At 66.5% G+C, this 20435-nt stretch carries 8 protein-coding genes; 4 read left to right on the forward strand and 4 right to left on the reverse strand.

Features of this window, described 5'->3' with window-relative positions; genetic code table 11:
- Position 1: 1 nt before the first annotated feature.
- The 4 genes from AB0M95_RS33345 to AB0M95_RS33360 all read right to left on the reverse strand — a co-directional run bounded on the left by AB0M95_RS33345 (position 2) and on the right by AB0M95_RS33360 (position 11974).
- Entirely contained in the window at positions 2–187 is a 186-nt protein-coding gene (locus tag AB0M95_RS33345; RefSeq protein ID WP_363773320.1) for a hypothetical protein, read from the reverse strand.
- Positions 168–4418 (reverse strand): beta-ketoacyl synthase N-terminal-like domain-containing protein, encoded by a 4251-nt coding sequence (locus AB0M95_RS33350; protein WP_363773323.1) that lies wholly within the window; start codon positions 4416–4418, stop codon positions 168–170. The genes AB0M95_RS33345 and AB0M95_RS33350 overlap by 20 nt, the downstream gene beginning before the upstream one ends.
- Positions 4415–10633, reverse strand: coding sequence for an amino acid adenylation domain-containing protein (locus AB0M95_RS33355; RefSeq protein WP_363773326.1), 6219 nt, complete (start codon positions 10631–10633; stop codon positions 4415–4417). Before AB0M95_RS33355 ends, AB0M95_RS33350 begins: the two co-directional genes overlap by 4 nt.
- A 111-nt stretch (positions 10634–10744) precedes the next feature.
- On the reverse strand, positions 10745–11974 hold the full coding sequence (locus tag AB0M95_RS33360; RefSeq protein WP_363773329.1) for an MFS transporter: 1230 nt from the start codon (positions 11972–11974) through the stop codon (positions 10745–10747).
- A gap of 291 nt (positions 11975–12265) precedes the next feature.
- Between AB0M95_RS33360 and AB0M95_RS33365 the strand changes: the two genes are divergently transcribed.
- The 4 genes from AB0M95_RS33365 to ectB all read left to right on the forward strand — a co-directional run bounded on the left by AB0M95_RS33365 (position 12266) and on the right by ectB (position 20408).
- Entirely contained in the window at positions 12266–14026 is a 1761-nt protein-coding gene (locus AB0M95_RS33365) for a non-ribosomal peptide synthetase (protein ID WP_363773332.1), read from the forward strand.
- A complete protein-coding gene (locus AB0M95_RS33370; RefSeq protein ID WP_363773335.1) occupies positions 14023–15237 on the forward strand; it encodes a cytochrome P450 in 1215 nt (404 codons plus the stop codon). The genes AB0M95_RS33365 and AB0M95_RS33370 overlap by 4 nt, the downstream gene beginning before the upstream one ends.
- Positions 15238–15300: 63 nt before the next feature.
- Positions 15301–19158, forward strand: coding sequence for an amino acid adenylation domain-containing protein (locus AB0M95_RS33375; RefSeq protein WP_363773337.1), 3858 nt, complete (start codon positions 15301–15303; stop codon positions 19156–19158).
- Positions 19155–20408: a diaminobutyrate--2-oxoglutarate transaminase gene (gene ectB / locus AB0M95_RS33380; protein WP_363773340.1), complete on the forward strand. Its 1254-nt coding sequence runs from the start codon at positions 19155–19157 to the stop codon at positions 20406–20408. The genes AB0M95_RS33375 and ectB overlap by 4 nt, the downstream gene beginning before the upstream one ends.
- Positions 20409–20435 lie beyond the last annotated feature (27 nt).

Below are 20435 nucleotides of genomic sequence, written 5' to 3' on the forward strand. Positions count from 1 at the left end.
CTCACTCCGCCGCAGCGAACTGGATGTGCGTCACGCCCCGCGGCGCCATCACGCTTGCGACGAACGAGCGCGTGTCCTCGGTAGTGTTCGGGCCGCAGTCGGTTAACCCGGTGACGGCCGGATCGCTCCAGAACTCGTGCAGCGCAGTCTCGTGCGGAGTCAGCCAGTCACTGGCTATTTTGAACACTGGTCACCTTCTTCAGCAGTTGCGACAGCGTCTTACTGCGGCTAGCGGGTGTGGCCTGTATGTTGTGGTCGAACGTGCTCTGCTTGATCCAGGCCGCCATCTTCGCCACGGTGTCGAGCTGGACCAGCAACGCGTACTGAATGCCGACCCTGAACCGGTCCTTGATCCGGCTGATCAGCCGCAGGCCCATCAGAGAGTGGCCGCCAAGCTGGAAAAATGTGTCCTCCCGGCCGACTGTGGCCACGCCGAGCACCTCCCGCCACAATCTCGCGACCTCCGTCTCGACGTGGTCCGCGAACACCGGATCCGCCATCTCCTCAGGGGGCGGTGTCTCGGTCGGCGCGACTGAGGCGATCCAGCGCTCGTGCCGTATGTGAACGTCCATTTTTGACACCACGGTTACCGCAGATCTTGCTCCGGTCACGATCGCCTCGATCATCCGGAGAGACTCCTCGGGTGCCAGCGCGAACCGATCGAGCTCAGTCCGCACTTTGCGTTCCGGCTCGCCGGCTAACCGCCAGCCGTCCCAGGTGGCGGCGAGCCAGCGTTCGTCACCGGCAAGCCACCGGCTCTCCGCGAACGCCTCCAGTGCGGCGTTGGCGGCGGCATAGGCGGCAAGGCCCGGACCGCCGAACCGGGAGGCGTTCGACGAGAACAGCAGGCAGAAGTCCGCCTCTCCCACGACTTTCGCCAGCGCCTCGGCACCGTGCAACTTCGGCCTGTGCTGCATGTGGAAGTGCTCGGCGCGCAACGCCTCGCCGAGCACGCGCATGGAAGGGCCGGTGGTGACCGCCGCCGCGTGGAACACCCCGGCGACCGGAGCGACACGGTCGAACAGAGCGGCCAGCGCGTCCTGGTCACCGACATCGCAGCGGGCGATCTCAACGCGGTCGCCGTACGACGTTTGGAGGCGCTGAAGCGCCGCCGCGGTCAGCTCGTCGAGGCGATCCGGCGCGCCGCTCCTACTCGTGAGGACCACACGCGCGTCATAGTCGGCGCACAGGTGCCAGGCGAGGTGCAGGCTGAACCTGCCGACGCCGCCGGTGAAGACATATGTGCCACTGCGGCGAAACTCTCGGGTGGGCGGGCCGACATTGGCCGGCACCAAGGCCTGGCCCCAGCGGCCAGACGGGCGGACCGCGCGCAAGGCCCGGTCGGCGGGTTCCCCGATCTCAGCTCGCCACGCGGACATCTCGCACAGATCAATCGCCTGCCAGCTCAGGCCCGCGTTCTCCTGCGCCAGCACGCGCAATGCGCTGACCACGCCGTAGCGTTCGGGCACAATCTCGTCCCCGTCGTCCACTGCCACGGCTGAGGTGAGGACTAGACTGACGCCCACCTGGGCGGGACCGACGGCGTCGACCGCAGCCGAGACAAGCTCGGTGACCAGCGCGGCGTCGCCGCCCGGTGCGATCACGAGGTGTACGGAGCCCCGCACCAAGGCGCGCAACTCCTCGCCGGAGGCCACATGCGGACCATCGGCGCCGGGCAGCGCCTCGCCCGCGAACATCAGACTTGCCTGGTTGAGTGGCCGAGCGGCCCTGATCCTGGGCAGCCGTACCCAGCTGGGCATGGTGAGCCACGATGCGGGATCGGCCAGCACGCCACCAGTTGGAGCGGCGGGACCGACCGCGGGCCAGTGCCGTACGCGGTCGAAGACCGTCCCTCGCAGCGGAACCCGGCGGAACACCTCGCGCCCGTACAGCTTCCCCGGATCGAGCCGCACGCCGGCAAGGTGCAGCTGGGCGAACGCCAGTGCCAGCACCGCACCGTCCTCAAGGGGCTCCCCTGCGTGCCGCATCGAACCGAAGGTCCGCACGCGCCGTTCCCCCGCGACTGCGCGAACGAACCCGCCAAGCGGCCGGCCAGGCCCGATCTCCAGGAAGGTGCGCGCGCCCGCGTCGAGGAGAGTGGCGACGCCCTCGCCGAACCGCACGGTCTCCCGCATGTGGCGCACCCAGTAGTCCGGATCGGCGAGTTCCGCGGTCGTGATGAAGCGGCCGGTGGTGTTCGATATCCATGGGATCTTCGGTGCCGTGAAGCGGATCATGCGCACCACCTCGCCGAACTCGTGCAGGATGGGCTCAAGCAGCGACGAGTGGGCCGGCGTGGCAATCGGCACCATCTTGGCCTCGACACCGAGCGCCGCAAGCCGTGCCGCAACCTTCTCCAACTCGTGGCGGTGGCCGGAGAGCGTGCAGATGTCGTCGGCGTTGACCGCGGCCAGCGACACGGTGTCGAGGTGGCCGCCTGCGCGCAACCACTCCGCCGAGGCGAACACGCTGAGCATGCCGCCCTTGACCTTCGCGAACAGCTCGGCGCGGCGGATCACGAGGCGCAAGCCGTCCTCAAGCGACACGCTTCCTCCGATCACTGCGGCGGTGTATTCACCGAGGCTGTGACCGAGCTGCCACGTGGGACGCACGCCGCGCTCCAGAAACGTCCTGGCCAGCGCGACCTGCACCAGGAAGATCGCGCTGAGGCCGACCACCGGATCGTCGTAGTCCGGCTCACCCGTCAACACGTTATCGATCACGTCGATGCCGGTGGCCGCGCGGAACGCCGTGCGGCACACCTCCATCTGCGCGCGGAACACGCGGTCGGATTCCAGCAGTTGGCGCGCCATTCCCGCGTACTGCGTGCCGCCGCCCCCGTACATGAAGGCCACCTCGGCGTCGGTGGCCCCGCACACGTCCCTGACATACCGGTCCTCGGTGCGGGTGAACCCAGAGAGGTCGCGGCCGATCAGCGCTGCCCGGTGCGGGCGCGGCGAGCGGCCCTCGATCAGGGTCGCCGACGCGTCCGCCGGTGTGAGGGACGGGTCCACCGCCGCCAGCTCACCAGGCAGGTCGTCGAGCATCCGGTCGAGCGCATCGGCGGACCCCGCGCTCAGCGGCGCGACGAAGTACCCGCCGATGCCCTCACCCGGCGCGGGCGCGGGGCGTTCGGGCGCCTGGGCCACAATCACGTGCGCGTTTGTGCCGCCGAGACCGAGGGAGTTGACGCCGGCGATCCGGATGTCCGCGGACCACGGCCGCAGCTCGCCGGTCACGTAGAACGGGCCCCCATCGAGCTGCGTATTCGGCGCGGTGAGGTGCAGCTGCGGTGGGATGATCCCGTTGCGTACGGTCAAGACCGCCTTGATCAGGCCGGTGACGCCCGCCGCCGCATCGAGGTGACCGACGTTGCTCTTAACCGACCCGAGCGCGCAGAAAGCGTCATCGCGGGAGGCGGTGCCGTAGACGCTGCGCAGCGCGGCGATCTCGATACGATCGCCGAGTGGGGTGCCTGTGCCGTGACCTTCGATGTAGCCGACGTCATCGGGGCGGATGCCGGCGAGCGACAGGGCCGCCCTCATCGCGGCGGCCTGGCCGGTCTCGCTCGGCGCGGTGTAGCCGATCTTGTCGTGGCCGTCGTTGTTGACCGCGGAGGCCTTGACGACGCCGTGGATCCAGTCGCCGTCCGAGAGGGCGTCGTCCAGTCGCTTCAGCACGACGGCCGCGACTCCATTGCCGCTGAACACACCGCGAGCGTCCACCGTGTACGCACGGCACCTCCCGTCCGGCGAGTACACACCGCCCTCCACCCACCGCTGCCCGCCCACCACGGGGAACCGCACTGCAGAGCCGCCCGTCAGCGCGACGTCGCACTCGCCCGCGAGCAGGCTCTGGCACGCGAGGTGCAGCGCGACCAGCGAGCTGGAGCAGGCGGTCTGCACGGTCATACTCGGGCCGGTCAAGTTGAGCTTGTAGGAGACCCTGGTGCTCAGGAAGTCGGCCTGGTTACCGATGCCGAGCAACATCCCATCTTTCCAATCACCGTCACCGAACGCGTCGCGCAGCACGGTGTCGCGGTAGGTGTTCTGGCTGCAGCTCGCGAAGACGCCGACCGGCGTGGTGTATCCGTCTGGCGCATAGCCCGCGTTCTCGAAGGCGTTCCACGCCACCTCGAGGAAGATCCGGTGTTGCGGGTCCATGTACTCGGCCTCACGCGGTGAGTAGCCGAAGAATGAGGCGTCGAACCGGTCTGATTCGCCCAGTACGCCGCGCACCCCAGCGAAGCCCTCGCCGTCCACCGCATCCGCGGGCATCCCGGCGGCCAGGAGCGTCTCGCGGGAGAACGTGGTCGCGCACTCGCGTGCTCCTAAGATGTTCTCCCAAAACTGCTCGACGTCGCTCGCCTCGGGGAACCGTCCTGCCATTCCGATGATCGCAATGTCGAGCTCGCTCATATGCCCTGCCTCCGCTTGCGTAGAGTCGCCAGCACATCGGCGCGAGTTCTGCGGGCCGGTGCGGGCTCAGGCTGTGACGCCGGAGTTCCTGACTTGTCGATCAATTCGGCGAGTGCCGCGATGGTCGGTGTCCGGAACAGGTCGAGCAATTCGATGACCGCGCCGAACCGCGAGGTGATCCGGTCGTGCAGGCCGACCAGCAGCAGCGAGTGCCCGCCCGCGTCGAAGAAGTTCTCGGTGCGACCGATTCGGTCCACTCCGAGCACCTCAGTCCACATTTCGTGTACGCGGCGCTCGGTCTCGCCACGCACGGGGACGACCTCTGCTTGCGCGACGGCGATCCCGGCGGGTAACGCCACCCGGTCGACTTTTCCGTTGGAGGTCAACGGAAGGGTGTCCATCAGCTGGACCTGGTTCGGGACCATGTGCTGCGGCAGCGCCTTCCGCAGCGCGTCCCGCACCTCGGTGGCGGTGGTATCGGTGACCACGTACGCGACGAGCGCGTCGAAGCCGCCGCGCCGCACGTAGAGCACGCAGGCGTCCCTGACGCCGGGCACCTCGCGGGTGACCGCCTCGATCTCACCAAGCTCCACGCGATGGCCACGGACCTTCACCTGGCTGTCGTCGCGGCCGCGGTACTCCAGCACCCCGTCGCGCCTGCGCACGACGAGGTCACCGGTGCGGTAAAGACGTCCGTCGGAGAACGGATCGTCAACGAACCGTTCGGCGGTGAGTTCCGGCTGGTTGAGATAGCCGTGCGTCACGCCGGCGCCGCCGACGCACAGTTCGCCGACCACACCGAACGGCACGAGTTGTAGGTGCTCGTCAAGCACATGATTCGTGGTGTTGGCGATGGGGTGCCCGATCGGTACGTCCCCCGGTGTGTCGGCGGCCTCGAAGATCGTGCAGCCGACGACGGTCTCGGTGGGGCCGTACTCGTTGACGATCCGGCTTCGCCCCACCCATGGCCGTACCCGTTCGGCGTGCAGCGCCTCGCCACCGACGACCAGGCAGCGGGCCATGGTCCGACGCGGGATCTCCCTCGCCAAGGCGACGTTTAGCACGCGCAGGTGTGCGGGCGTCAGCTTCACGACCTGGTACGGCTCGTCGGCGTCACGCAGCGCGGCAGCAAGATCCTCGATGTCGTCGCCCTCGACGATCTCGATGGTCGCGCCAGCGATCAGCGGGGCGAGCATCGTCGTCACGGTCAGGTCGAACGTGATCGGCGAGTGCAGCAGCACCGTGGTCCCGGCGGCGATGCCGTACTCGCGGCAGGCGAACGTGGTGTAGTTCACCACGCCCCGGTGATGCACCAGCACGCCCTTGGGCAGGCCCGTCGAACCGGAGGTGTAGATCACGTAGCAGAGCCGATCACCGCCGCCGTGCTCCGGCAACGGCCGACCGGTGGGCGTGGTGCAGGCCCGCACGTCCACCAACCGGACCGGCAGCCCCGCCAGTGCTTCGCGCAGGTTGTCCGAGGGGCGATCATTGACGATCACGGTGGTGAGCCCGGCGTCCTCGATCAGACGGCGCAGCCGCGCAGGTGGCAGCTGGTGGTCGAGTGGCACGTACGCCGCGCCCGTGCGCAGCACGCCGAGCAGCCCGGCCACGGTCTCGAGCCCGCGCGGTATGCAGATGCCGACCAGCTGCTCGCCCGATCCGATCCGCTCGGCGATCGCGGCTGACCAGCTGGCGAGCTCGCCGTACGTGATGCGCCGCTCGCCCTGGACAACGGCAGGCGCGCCCGGGGACCGCTCTGCCTGGCGCACGAAGAACTCGTGCACGCCAGCGTCCTCAAACTCGGCGGCGGTGTCGTTCCACCGGGTGAGCAGCTCCCGCTGTTCAGAGTCGCCGAGCATCTGTGCTTGGGTGACCACGAGGTCATCGCTCTTCGCGAATGCCTGGATGAGGCGGACGAGGTGCGCCGTCATCGTCGCGGCGGTCTGCTTGTCGAACAGCGACACGTCGTACTGCCACGTACCCTCGAACGACCCGTCGTCGTGCTCTTGGACGTTGACCGACACGTCGTACTTGGACAATCCGTGGGACAGGCGCTCGGTGGCGGCGGTGACGCCTTCCGCCATCCATCCGGTGTCGCGGCTGCCCGGCACGCTCATCCCGAACATGACTTGGAACAACGGTGAGTGGCTGAGGTTCCGGCTGGGGTTCACCTCCTCGACGACTTTCTCGAACGGCGCCTCCTGGTGTGCCAGGGCATCGAGCACTGTGGCCCGGACCCGCTCGACCAGCTCGCCGAACGGCACCTCGTCCACATCGACGCGCAGCACAAGCGTATTGACGAAGAACCCGGCGACACCGTCGAGTTCGGCAAGCTCGCGGTTGGCAACCGGCGTGCCAACGCTGATGTCGCGTTGCCCGCCATACCGTCGCAACAGCACGATGAACGCGGCCAGCAGCACCATGAAATTCGTTGCGCCGTGCCCGCGTGCGACGCGCCGTACCGCTTCTCCCGTGGCGGCGTCGATGTGGAAGGGGATCACGCCGCCCCGGTGCCGTTGCACCGCCGGCCGCGGCCGATCGAACGGCAGCGCGAGCGGTTCGGCGTCCATGAGCCGCCGCTTCCACCACTGGACAAGCTCGTCGAGACGGGCGGCGCCGAGCTGATCGCGCTGCCATGCCGCGTAGTCCAGATACTGCAGCGGGAGGGGCGGAAGCAAGCGGCCCGCGTACAGCTCGCCGAGCTCCTTGGTGAAGGTGCCGACCGACTCACCGTCGAACGCGATGTGGTGCACGCTCACCAAGAGCAGGTGGTCGTCCTCGGCGTCCCGGATCAGCGCCGCTCGGACGGGAGGTTCGGTGGCGAGGTCGAACGGTAGGCTGAGGAACTCCTCTGCGTCCCGCGCCTCGGACAGCTCGAAGTGGGCACCGTCGGGATATTTCACCACTTGGTGCCCGTCGGGGTAGGTGGTGCGGAGCACCTCATGTCTGCTGATCAGCTCGCGCAGGGCGGCAGTGATCCGGCGCACGTTGAGCGCGCCGCGCAGTCGCACGGCTACGGGGACGTTGTAGAACGCGGTGCCAGGGTCGAGCCGGTTGAGGAACCACAGGCGCTCCTGCGCGAAGGACATCAGGTACCGGGCGCCGTCGGTGCGTTCGAGCACCGGAATCGTGGTCCGGACGGAGGCGGCCTGCTCCAGTATGGCGGCCAGGCCACGGATCGTCGGGTGAGTGAAGCAGTCCCGCACCGCCAGGACACGTCCGAGCTCGCTGCGTACGCGTGCCACCAGGCGGATCAGCAGCAGTGAGTGGCCGCCCGCCTGGAAAAGGTCATCATCGAGGCCGACTGGATGGCCGAGGACGTCCTGCCAGATCGCGCGGAGGCGTTCCTCGATGCCGGAACGCGGCACATCGGTGACGGATACGGCGGCGTGCGGGGCAGGCAGGGCGGCGTGGTCGACCTTGCCGTTGAGCGTGCGCGGGATCTCGGGCACCACTGTGATCGTCGATGGCACCAGGTGGGCGGGCAGCAGGGTGCGCAGCGCCTTGGCGAGCTGAGCGGTGGTGACGTCGCCCACCGCGTAAGCAGCCAGCGCGGTCACCGTCGCGCCGTCGCGGATGGGCACCACGACTGCCTGCCTCACCCCGGGCTCCGCGGCGATCGCCCGCTCGACCTCGCCGAGCTCGACCCGATGCCCCCGGACCTTGACCTGCCCGTCGGTCCGCCCGACGAACTCGATCTCGCCGGACATGAGCGTACGCACCAGGTCACCGGTCCGGTAGAACCGCCCGGACTTGCCTGGCAGCGCGACGAACCGCTCCGCGGTGAGCCCTGGCCGGTTGAGATAGCCGCGGGCAACACCGGGGCCCGCGATGTGCAGCATCCCCACCACGCCGCGCGGCACCGGCCGGCCGCCGGAGTCGAGCACCGCGAGCCGCGTGGCACCGAGCGGCCGCCCGATCGGCACTGGTCCTGACCCGCCGTCCACACGTGACATCAGCGACCCGACGCAAGTCTCGGTGGGGCCGTAGTGGTTGTAGACCGCGCAGCTGAGTCCGGCGATCAGGGAGCGCGACAGCATCTCACCGCCGAAGATCAGCGCTCGTCTCGGCACGAGCGCGTCCGGGCCGGTGGCGGAGTGGTGGAGCGCTGCGAAATGTGACGGCACGATCTTGACCACGTCGATCGCCTGGCCGCTCACGTAGGCGCCGAACAATTCTGGGTCGGTCGCCGTCGCGTGGTCCAGGACATGCACGCAGCCGCCGCCGATCAACGCCGGAAAGATGCTGGTGTTGCCGAGGTCGGCGGACAACGTCGACACCGAAGCGAAGTGCAGGCCAGCGACGTCGCCCAGCGTATCCAGCACGCTGCGCGCGTAGTGGGCCAGGTTTCGGTGCTCGACGGCAACGCCTTTCGGCCGGCCGGTGGTGCCGGATGTGTAGATGACGTAGCACAGCCGGGACCCACCCGAGGCGACCGGCACCGGACCCGCCGCAGGTGCCCGCATGTCGACCAAACGCGGTCGTGGCACAAGGCCCTCCAGCGCTTCGGCCAGTCTCGGCGGCGCCGCCCCGTCGACCACGATCGTCGCGAGCCCGCCGTCAGCGATCATGTATTGCAGCCGCGCGGCGGGCAGTTCCGGGTCCAGCGGCACGTAGGCGCCGCCGGCGCGCAGGATGCCCAGCAGACCGGCGATGCCCGCCGGCCCGCGGGGCACGCACAGTCCGGTCAGCCCCGGTCCCACGTGCGTGGCGATCGCGCCGGTCCAGTCGGCCAGCTCACAGTAGCTGATCCGGGTCGGACCCTGAGCCAGCGCCGGTGCGTCTGGGGTCAGATCGGCCTGGCGCAGGAACAGCTCGTGCACGCCGACGCCGTCGTCCGCCCAGTCCGCTGTGGAATTCCACGCCGATGCGAGCGCCGCGCGTTCGGCGGCGTCGAGAATCGGGGCCTGGCTGATCACCTGCTCCTCCGCCGCGGCGAACACCGACGCCAGGCGGACCAGGCGGGTGGTCATGGCGACGGCGCTCACTTGGTCGAAGATGTCACCGTCGTACTGCCACGCCCCGCGATAGGAACCGTCGGGGCGCTCCTCGATGTCAACCGCGATGTCAAACTTGGCAAGCTCGTGCGACAGCCGCTCGAACGAGGCGTGCAGGCCCGGCACGGGGCAGGCGATCTCGCCCGGTGTGTTCATCGTGAACAGCACCTTGAACAGTGGTGATCGCCCGAGGCCGCGGCTCGGGTTGACCGCCTCGACCACCCGTTCGAACGGCACGTCCTGATGGGCGAGCGCGTCGAGCGCGACCTGGCGCACCCGGTCGACCAACTCGCCGAACGTCACGTCGGCGACATCGACCCGCAGGACCACGGTGTTGACGAACAGGCCGATCACGTCGTCGAGCGCGTCGTGGTCACGGTTCGCGACCGGGGTGCCGACGCTGATGTCGCTCTGGCCGCTATGGCGGCGCAGCAGCACGAGGAAGACGGCGAGCAGCACCATGAAGGGCGTCGCTGAGTGGCGGCGGGCGATCTGCCGCAGCGCCGCTCCGGTCTCGACGTCGATGTCGAACGACACCAGTCCGCCCTGCTCGCTCCGCGCCTCCGGGCGTGGACGGTCAAGCGGCAGGGAAAGGGGCTCCGCGCCGGTGAGGCGTTCCCGCCACCATTCCAGTGAAGACGACGGGGAGTTCCGTTGCCACGCCGCGTAGTCCACGTACTGGACCTTGGCCGGCTCTGGAACTTCGCCGTGGTAGGCGGCGATCATCTCGCGCACCAGCACGCCGACCGACCAGCCATCGAAGGCGATATGATGCACACTTAACAGGAAGAGGTGGTCATCGACGGCGTGCCGGACCATGGCCGCGCGCAGCGGCGGCGCCGCACGAAGGTCGAACGGCAAGCGCAGGAACTCCTGCGGCGATGACACCTCCGAGAACCGGACGAACGAGCCATCGGCGTGGCGGACGACCTGGCTACACCCGTCCGGCGTGGACTCGTAAACCGTGCGTAGCACCTCATGCCTGCTCACGACGGTCTGCAGCGCGCGTTCCAGCGCGGGCACGTCAACTGGACCGCGAAAACGGACGCACACAGGCACGTTATAAGACGCGCTGGAACCCTCCAACTGGTCGAGGAACCAGAGACGTTCCTGCGCGTGAGACATCGGATAGCTGCCATCCGTAAGCCGTGGCACTACGGGAATTTTCGCGGGCTCGGCGAGCACCTTGGCCCTGAGCTGGGCATACCTATCACTCATTGGTGCGCCATCCTCTGGCCGGCGGTCGAGAGACTGCTGATGCACCGAGGTACCGCCTGCTCGCCGTCCCTTTCAACAAGATCAATCGGCAGCGGCTCGATACAAAACTGCTCATGCGTTGACGGCTTCGCTGGGGGCGGGGCGCGCGAGTAACGGGTTGTTGGCGTGGATGCGCGGCAGAAGCACGGCAAACACGACCGACGCGACGACAATGATGGCCAGCAGGCCCGTGTGCACGGTCAAAGTGCGGAACACTGCCAGTGCACTCAAACAGGCAAGAGCCTGGAACACGCCGAGCCAGCGCAGCACGATCACGTTGAAGCCGACCAGGTGCGCCTCCGGGATCTCATTGCGGATGATCGCGTCGGACGGCGCGAACACGCCGACGTTGAGCCCGCCGAGGAACAGGAGCGCGTAAACCGACCAGACGTTCGGCGACGCTAGGTAGGTCAGCGCGATCAGCACATAGGCGACCGGGAGGAACGTCGTCCACGTACGGGCGGGCACGTACTTGCGAATCTTGTCGAAGCCGAGGCCCAGCAGCATTCCGGGGGCACGCAGCACAGCGAGAAGGGTGATGCTGGTGCTCGCCGCCATCACCCCGAGTTCCTGGTTGATCAACGGGAGGTAGTTCACGAAGGCCGCGTTTACGCCGTGGAACAACGGAATCGCAATGAGCACGGACACAAGGCCCGCACGCAGGTCGGGCGCCGCACCAGAGCGTGTGGTGGTCTTCTCCGCGATCGGCACGGGTGCCACCGATTCGGGGTCGCGGCCGACCTTCCACATTGTCACCGAAAGGACGACGAAGGTCAGCGCATCAAACAGCAGCACATATCGCCACGTGCCGCTTGCCACGACCGCCGCAGAGAACAGAATCGCCCCCAGAGCAGCCACGATGTCGAGGCCGGCTTTCAAACCTGCAAGGCGCGCATATTCTTCTGCCTTGACAAAGTAGCGATACATTGCGACCTGGTAGAGGATGCGCGGAATACCTTCCTTCGCAAATGCGTAAAGCGCTACGAATAAAGTCGAAATGACGAGCGTGGAGATCGGCCCGCGAAACAGGAGGGTGAGCAGCGAGATTACGACTTCGGCCACCGCGATCCCCATCAGCAGGCGCGCGTAGTCGACCCGCGCGGTGCTCTTACGCCGACTGATGCGCTTGCCGAAGAAGCTGGCACCGAGCACGGCCAAAGCCGGGACCAGCCAGAAAATTATGGTGTTCTCGATCCGCCCGGTCTCCAGGCCGACGCCGAATGGTATGGCCGTGACTACCATGACATCTCCGAGCGTGGAGATGAAGTTGGCAATCAGAAATGATCGTGAACGCGAGGTCAAGTCCAAGTCTCCCGACTGGGTTAATATACTGGCGCACATGAGCGACGTGCTGGCCGAACTAAGCGCAGACTGGCCTAGTCTCAGCCACGATCTACCCGTTCCGCAAGTACTACATGTTAGGAATATGTGTGATCCACATCACATTGGATAGTAGTGATCATACATGCAACAATCACACAGACTGTCCGCTATTTGCCCTGTAAGAGCGTTAGAAATATTTCCAGCGTAACGGGACAGGGATATTTCCAAGCCCACCCGTCCTCACCAGGGACTTCGGAGTGACCTCAACCTGTGGACACCTTAATCTCGCTGTTCCACCGTGCCGTCGAACAGAACCCGGATTGTCCTGCCGTCACAGATGACGCGTGCACCCTCACCTATGCCGAGCTCGACCGGCGGTCCGACTCTGTCGCGACCGCGCTGCGTGAACACGGGTTCGGCAGCGAGGACCGCGTGGGCGTGCACGTCCACCGGTCCACGCGCCTTTTCGTTGCCATCCTCGGGATCCTCAAGGCAGGATGTGCCTACGTCTCCGTCGACACCCGTTACCCTGGCTCGCGGCGTGACCTTATGCTGCGCGAAAGTGGTGCCGAGGTCGTGCTCACCGACGCCGATTTCACCCCGGCGCTGAGCGTGGTCGTGCCCACGGTCATGTTGGTCGATGAGATCGATGGTCACGATGGCGAGACTGCCGCCGCTCCCGCGAGGCGGAGCGACCCAACGCCCGCGTCTGCGGCGAGCGTGCTGTTCACCTCGGGCTCATCGGGCACACCGAAGGCGATCGTCCTCGAGCACCGCAACCTGGTGTCCTTCGCGACCAACCCGAGCTTGCCTCAGCTCACCCGCGATGACCGGGTCGGCCAGATCTCCAGCGTTTCGTTCGACGCGTTCCACTTCGAGATGTGGAGCACGATCGCCGCGGGCGCGGAAATCGTAGTCTTGCCACCGGTTCCGGATCTGCTGGCCGCCGACTTTCAGCGCCAGATGCGGCGCTACCGGATCTCCGCGATGCTGGTCCCGACCATGGTGATCAACCATGTGGTGTACGAGGACCGCGATGCGTTCGCCTCGCTTCGGCTCCTGCAGGCCGGCGGCGACGTGATCCTGCCGTCCGCATGCCGCGACCTGCTCAGCGGTAGGTTCGAGGGCACGTTCTACAACCTCTACGGCCCGGCCGAGATCACCACGTGCTGCACTGCGCACCTGATCACCGCAGAGGACGCGGAGACGGACAGTATCCCCATCGGCTTGCCGCTGCATGGCGTCACGCTGCACGTCCTCTCCCCCGACCTCATGCCCGTAGCACGCGGAAAGGTCGGCGAATTATTCGTAGGTGGCTCCGGCGTGGGACGCGGCTACCTTGGCGCGCCCGAGCTGACAGCGCAGCGGTTCCTCGAGATCGGCGGGGAACGCCTGTACCGGACGGGAGACCTGGTGCAGCAGCGCGAGGATGGCGTCTACCTCTTCGTCGGCCGCACGGATGACCAGATCAAGGTACGCGGCTACCGCATCGAGCCGGGCGAGGTCGAACGCGGCCTACGCCGCCACCGTGGTGTCCAGGATGCGGCCGTGCTTCCAGACAGTGAGGGCGACGACCGACGACTGGTGGCGTTCGTCGTGCTTGAGAATTCCCTATCGCTCAAGGACCTCCGCGCGCACGCCCAAGCTGAGCTGCCCGACTACATGGTGCCGAGCGACATCATCGTGCTCACCACCATCCCGGCGAGCGAGCACGGCAAGCGCGACACCGGCGCCTTGCGTGAGCTTTTGGGCAGGCACCGCGAACGGACGAACTCCTATGTCGCGCCTTCCACGGACACCGAACGTTACCTCGGGGAGCTTTGGGCGGAACTGCTCGGCGTTGAGAAGGTCGGTGTGCAGGAGGACTTCTTCGCACTCGGCGGTCACTCACTGCAGGCGTTCCGGGTGCAGCGGCGGATCAAGCGCGAGCTGGGTGTGCGCGTGGACAACTCGACGCTGCTCAGCAACACCGTACTCGGCGATCTCGCCAAGGTCATCGACGCACTGATCGATGAGGCACTCGCGCGGTGACGCCCCAGAGCACTGTCGACCTCACCGACGTCGACCTCTTCGTCCGCAACAAGCACCCAGAAGTCTTCACGTGGCTTCGCGAGACCAACCCGATCTACGAGAACATCACCGCTGATGGCAGCCGGTTCCTCGCGCTGACCAAGTATGACGACGTGTTGTGGGCCTACCGCGATCACGAGCTGTTCGGATCGACGCGCGGGGCCGTCCTCGGCGGGTCGTTCGGCAGCGAGGAGGACTCCGCGGGTGGCCGGATGCTTGTCGCGAGCGATCTGCCCCGTCACCGAATGCTCAAACAGGTCATCCAGCCTGCGATGTCCGCCATCGTCACTGCGCGGGTCAGCGACCAAGTCCGCGTATTGGTCGGCAAGGCGGTGAACCGCGCAATCGCCGACGGCGGCTGCGACTTCGCCACACAGGTCGCCACTGAACTGCCCGCGGGTGCGCTAATGGTCGTCATGGGCATCGGTCACGCCGAGGCGCACGAGCTGATCGACCTGACCCGCCGGATGGTCGGCTTCCGTGACGAGGTGTTCGTGGACACCAGCGGCGATGTCCGGTTGCGGCTCGCGTGGCTGCAGGCTGAGATCTTCGAGTTCTTCACGAACATCGTCACCGAGCGCCGTCGCAGGCCTGGCGATGACCTGGTCAGCATGCTGTTAGCAGCAGAGGTCAACGGGCGCCCGATGAACGAGGAGGACATCCTCTACAACTGCATGAACGTCGCGGTCGGCGGCAATGAGACATCCTCCTACACAGCCTGCACCGGCATGCACGCGCTGATCGAGAACCCTGCCGCATACGACCGGTTCCTCGCTGAGCCCGCACTGCTCGACAGCGCGATCGAGGAAATGCTGCGCTACAGCTCGACGAACGCCTACGTCCAGCGCGTCGCGCGCCGGGACGTGGTGCGGCGCGGCGTGCACATCGCTGCTGGCGACTCGGTGACGCTGTGGAACTTCTCCGCGAACCGGGACGAGGACCAGTTCCCAGACGCGGCGGCCTTCGATATCGCCCGCACCCCGAACCGTCACCTGACCTATGGCTCAGGTCTGCATCGCTGCATAGGCGCGCCGATCGCCCAGGCCGAACTGTCCCTCCTCTTCGGACGGCTGGCCGAGTCGCGGGCGCGGTTCCGTCTCGCCGGAAACGTACGGCGCCTGAGGTCGAACTTCATCCTCGGCATCACCGAGTTGCCAGTGGAACTGGCATGACCGCGAAGACCTGACGCTTCACCGCCACCGCCTGGTCGACCAGTAACTGGAAGGCATCGCACGATGAGTCACGCGCAGGACCTGCTCGCGGGTCTGAGCGAGAAGCAGTTCGCGCTGCTGATCTCCCATCTGGAACCTCTTGCCCCCAACCAGGTCCGGCTGTGGATCGACCAGGAGCTCGACCTGGAGTCCAATGCCTACAACGTGACCCGGTATCTCCGGCTGCGCGGCGCGCTCGACACCGGCGCCCTGATGAAGGCCGTCAATGCACTAATAGAACGGCACGAAGTTCTCCGAACCATCTTCGTAGAGTATGACGATCAGGTATACCAGTTGGTGCTGGACGCGACGCCTGTGCTGACCCAGGTTGTCACCCTGCCCGAGCACTGGCGGGACTTCGCGCTGCGGCCGTTCGACCTGCGGGCCGAGCCGCCGTTCCGCGCGCTGCTCGGGAAGGTGTCCGACGGTGAGCACGTGCTGCTGCTGACGCTCCACCACATAGGCACGGACGGCTGGTCGTTCGGAATCTTCGAGCACGAACTCGCCGAGGCTTACCAGGCGTTCTCAGCAGGAAGCTTGTGGCACCGTCCGGAGCCCGCGCAATTCAGTCACTTCGCTCAGTGGCAGCGGGAAACGCTCACGCCCACGGAGGTGGAGCGGCAACTCGCGTACTGGAGATCCATCCTGCCCGCCAACCCAGCGCGCGTTCTCCTCGCCAGCCGCCCGCTCGGCGCGACCGGGCCCGGCCGCGCCGCCGGCTACGTCGTGGACGTCCCCGCAGCGGCCGTCGCTGCTGTCGAAGAGCTGACAGAACGGTTCAACGTCAGCACATTCGCCGTGCTACAAACCGCGGTGCAGGTATTGGCATTCCGCTACTCCGGCACGCCGAACGCGATACTGGGCACGACCACTCTGAATCGTAAGAAGCCGGAGTTCGAGTCAGCGATGGGCTTCTTCGTCAACACCGTCGCCTTACACACCGACCTGAGCGACCTGCCGTCGTTCGGCACGGCATTGGCTCGCGCAAACGACAGCGTGATCGGCGCATTGTCGCACGACGACGTGCCGTTCGACCAGGTGGTCGAGGCCGTGTCGTCACGCGGCCCTCTGTTCGACATCGCGATCGAACTGCAGACCGCACCCGACGGGGAGCGACGCTGGGGTGAGGTTGCCGTCGAGGCGAGCAGCCTCAACGACAAGCAGGCCAAGTTCGCGCTCGCGTTGTTCTTTCTGCGTCTGCCAGATGGGCTGCGGCTGATGGTCGAGTACGACTCATCGCTGTTCGACGAGGACTACGTGTCCAGCGCCGCACACGCACTGTTCACGGTCTTGATCGAGGGTGCCCGCGACCCCGGTACGTCCATTGCGGACATCCCCTTACTCGACGAGGACGCGGAGCGGGCGCTGCGCACCAAACGGGCTGGCGCCGACCCGCTGGATCCCATTCGGCCGACCAGCGACCTGATCCGTGAGCTCGGCGGTGACCGGATCGCGGTGCGTACGCAGGATGAGCAGCTGACCTTCGACGAACTCGTCGGCCGCGCCGAGGCAATCGCCGATATCTTGGTCGGTCGCGATGTGCCGGCAGGCAGCTTCGTCGGGCTTGTGGCCGACCGGTCGGTCGACTCGATCGTCGCGCTGTTCGGCTGCTGGCTGGCCCGGTGCGCGTACGTGGCGATCGACCCCGATCTGCCGGAAGACCGGAGGCGGTACATGATCACAGACTCGGGCGTTGAGATCATCCTGGGGCCCAAGGGTTTTGAGTCGCACTATGCCGAGCTGATTGACGTGCGGGTGGTGTCTGCCACGCCTACGCCGGTGCACCCGAAGCGCACCACCGAACTCGACGACCTCGCGTACGCGATCTACACCTCCGGCACCACCGGCCTGCCCAAGGCAACACTCATCACCCATGCCAACATGCACAACTTCGGCGCGGGCCTGCGCGAGACCTACGAGATTGCCGACTGGCGCAATGAGACCGCCTCTCTCAACGCACCGCTGATCTTCGACGTCAGTGTGCAGCAGATCCTCGCGCTGCTGGGCGGAGCCACACTAGTGATCATCCCGGCGCACTTGCGACTCGATCCGGATGCGATGCTCGACTACGTCGCCGACACTCAGGTCACGCTGCTGGAGGCCATCCCTCCACACTTGCACCTGCTGATGGAGGCCGGGTTGCTGACCCGATCCGACCTCAAGCTGCGCACGCAGGTCGTCGGCGGTGAGGCCCTGCCCGCTCCGCTGTGGGGACCGCTGGGACGCGCTGAGCACCTCAAGGTGTTCAACGTTTACGGCCCCACCGAATGCACAGTGAACTCGTCGTTCCAGAGAGTCGATGACCGGGTCGAGCGACCGTCGATCGGGACGGAGCTGCCAGGAGTCTCGCTGTTCGTCGCCGACGAGCGGCAACGGTTGGTGCCGTATGGCGCAATCGGCGAGCTTTACATCGGTGGCAAGGGCGTCGGCCGCGGCTATCACAACCGGCAGGAGCTTACAGCGGAGAAGTTCCTCGACGCGCCGTGGGGCGCAGACGGCGGACTGATCCGCGTTTACCGCACCGGCGACAAGGTACGACTCGCCAAGGGCGGCGTCGTCGAGTATCTGGGCAGGCTGGACGACCAGGTGAAGATCCGCGGCAACCGGGTCGAGCTCGGCGAGATCACCGCCAAGCTCGTGGCCCATCCCGACGTGACCACTGCCGTGACGATTCTCGACGCCGGTGATGAGCGCGGCCCGGCGCTGCACTCGTTCGTCGTAGGCCACGCCGGACCAAAAGAATTAAAGCAGTACCTACGTGGTTTCCTGCCCGACTACATGGTTCCGGCCCGAATTTCCGCGCTCGACGCACTGCCGGTCACCGTGATCGGCAAGATCGACTACCAGGCGCTGAACAAACTGGCGGCTCAGACCGAGCAGGCCCAGGTCGCCGATCGGGTCGAACCCGTCGACGGCCTCGAACGGCGGCTGGTAGAGCTATGGTGCGAGGTGCTCAGTCTGTCCGATGTGGACCCGAATTCCCACTTCTTCGCGCTGGGCGGCCACTCGCTACTCGCGGCGCGGGTCATCGCGAAGGTGCGCCGCGAATTCGGCGCGCCGCTGACGATCGCGATGCTACTTGAACGGCCGACGCCGCGTCGGCTGGCGAACCACTTGCGTGGTGCGCCGGTCGAGTCCATCGCGGACACGCAGCACCTGATCGAGTTGAACACCGCGGCAGGCGACGAGACGCCCGTGTTCTGCATGCACCCGCTCGGCGGCGACGTGCACGTCTACCAGGAGCTGGTGGACGCGCTGCCAACCGGCAAGATGGTCTATGGCGTGTTCGACGCCATGACCGACCCGCAAACCAGAACTACCTGGTCCGCACCCGAGGAGATGATCGGCACCTATACCGTCGAAATCGCCAAGGTGCTCGGCGGCCGCGGCTGCCATGTGGTTGGTTGGTCGATGGGAGGACTGATCGCTCACGGCGTCGCGGTGGAGCTGGAGAAACTGGGCGTACCAGTCCTTTCTGTGACGATCTGGGATGCGGGCGTCTCTTCTGGAACCCGTCCTCGGGCTGCGGAACCGGACTGGTCGCACGGCGAACGTGTGGTGCGCGAGGCCCCCGGCCTGGCTGGTGCCGAGCCACAGGCATGCGCGGAACGTGCCATCGTAGCGTCGCTGCACAACTGGCTCTTCACCAGCTGGCAGCCAGGCGTTTGCGACGCACCGCTTTGGGTGGTATGGGCGGGTGACTCGCTGGATCGGGGTCTTGTCACGAAGACCGACTGGGGCAGGCACACGAGGTCGGCCATACGCGACGAGCGCGTGGAGGCGACCCACTACTCGATGACCAAGGACCCGATGGCCAAGGAATTGGCCATCGGACTCGCTTATCTCATTGCGGATCATGATAGGGCGAACGAGGATAAATGAGTATCTTTGACAAGCTGGAATCCGAGGTCCGCAGCTATTGCCGGGTTTGGCCCGCAGTATTTGATCGGGCGGTTGGAAGTTTCGTATACGACGAGACCGGGAAATCGTACCTTGATTTCTTTTCCGGCGCCGGTGCGCTAAACTACGGGCACAACAACCCGGTGCTCAAAAGAGCTTTGATCGATTACCTGACCAGCGACGGCATCGCCCACGCGCTGGACATGAGCACGATGGCGAAACGCGATTTCTTAGAGACGTTCCACGAACTCGTGCTAGCGCCGCGCATGCTGGACTATAAAGTTCAGTTCCCTGGCCCGACTGGGGCCAACACCGTCGAGTCGGCGCTCAAGCTCGCCCGCAAGGTCACCGGTCGGCAGCAAGTGATCTCGTTCACCAACGCATTTCACGGCATGACGCTCGGCGCACTGTCGGTGACCGGCAGCGCGGCCAAGCGCGCCAGCGCCGGTGTGCCGCTCCCGCACACCACGCCGATGCCGTACGACGGTTTCTTGAACGGCACAGGTCCGGACTTCCCCTTCCTGGAACAACTGCTGAGCGACAGCGGCAGCGGGCTGGACAGGCCGTCTGCAGTGGTTGTGGAAACCGTGCAGGGCGAAGGCGGAGTCAACGTCGCACGCGCAGGGTGGTTATGTGGCCTCGCCGACCTATGTCAGCGATACGAGATACTCCTGATAGTCGACGATGTGCAGATGGGCTGTGGCCGGACCGGGCCGTTTTTCAGCTTCGAGATCGCCGGCATCACACCGGACATCGTGTGCCTGGCCAAGTCGATCGGAGCCTACGGCCTGCCGATGGCGCTCACGCTCATCCGGCCCGACCTGGACGTCTGGTCGCCCGGCGAGCACAACGGAACGTTCCGCGGCAACAACCTGGCATTCGTCGCGGCCACCGCAGCGCTGCGTGAGTACTGGTCCGACAACGCGTTCGAGCGCGACGTGCTCGCCAAAGGTGAGCACGTCCGGGACGCGCTGACCACGTTGTCCTGCACTGTGCCGGGCACCTCGGTGCGGGGACGCGGCTTGGTCCAGGGCCTGGTGTTCGCCGACCCATCGCAGCCTGACGAAGTTGTGGCTGAGGCCTTTAACCGCGGCCTGCTGGTAGAGACCTCCGGCTCGCAGAATCAGGTGGTGAAGCTGATGCCGCCGCTCACCGCCACCATGGAGGAACTGGACCAGGGCCTTGGGATCCTGGCGGAGTCGGTCCGCTCTGTGTCTGTCGCTTCGGCCTGAAGAAGCGCGTCCGGGTTTCACCCGGAC

The sequence above is a fragment of the Sphaerisporangium sp. NPDC051017 genome, assembly GCF_040683095.1.
Lineage (GTDB): Bacteria > Actinomycetota > Actinomycetes > Streptosporangiales > Streptosporangiaceae > Sphaerisporangium.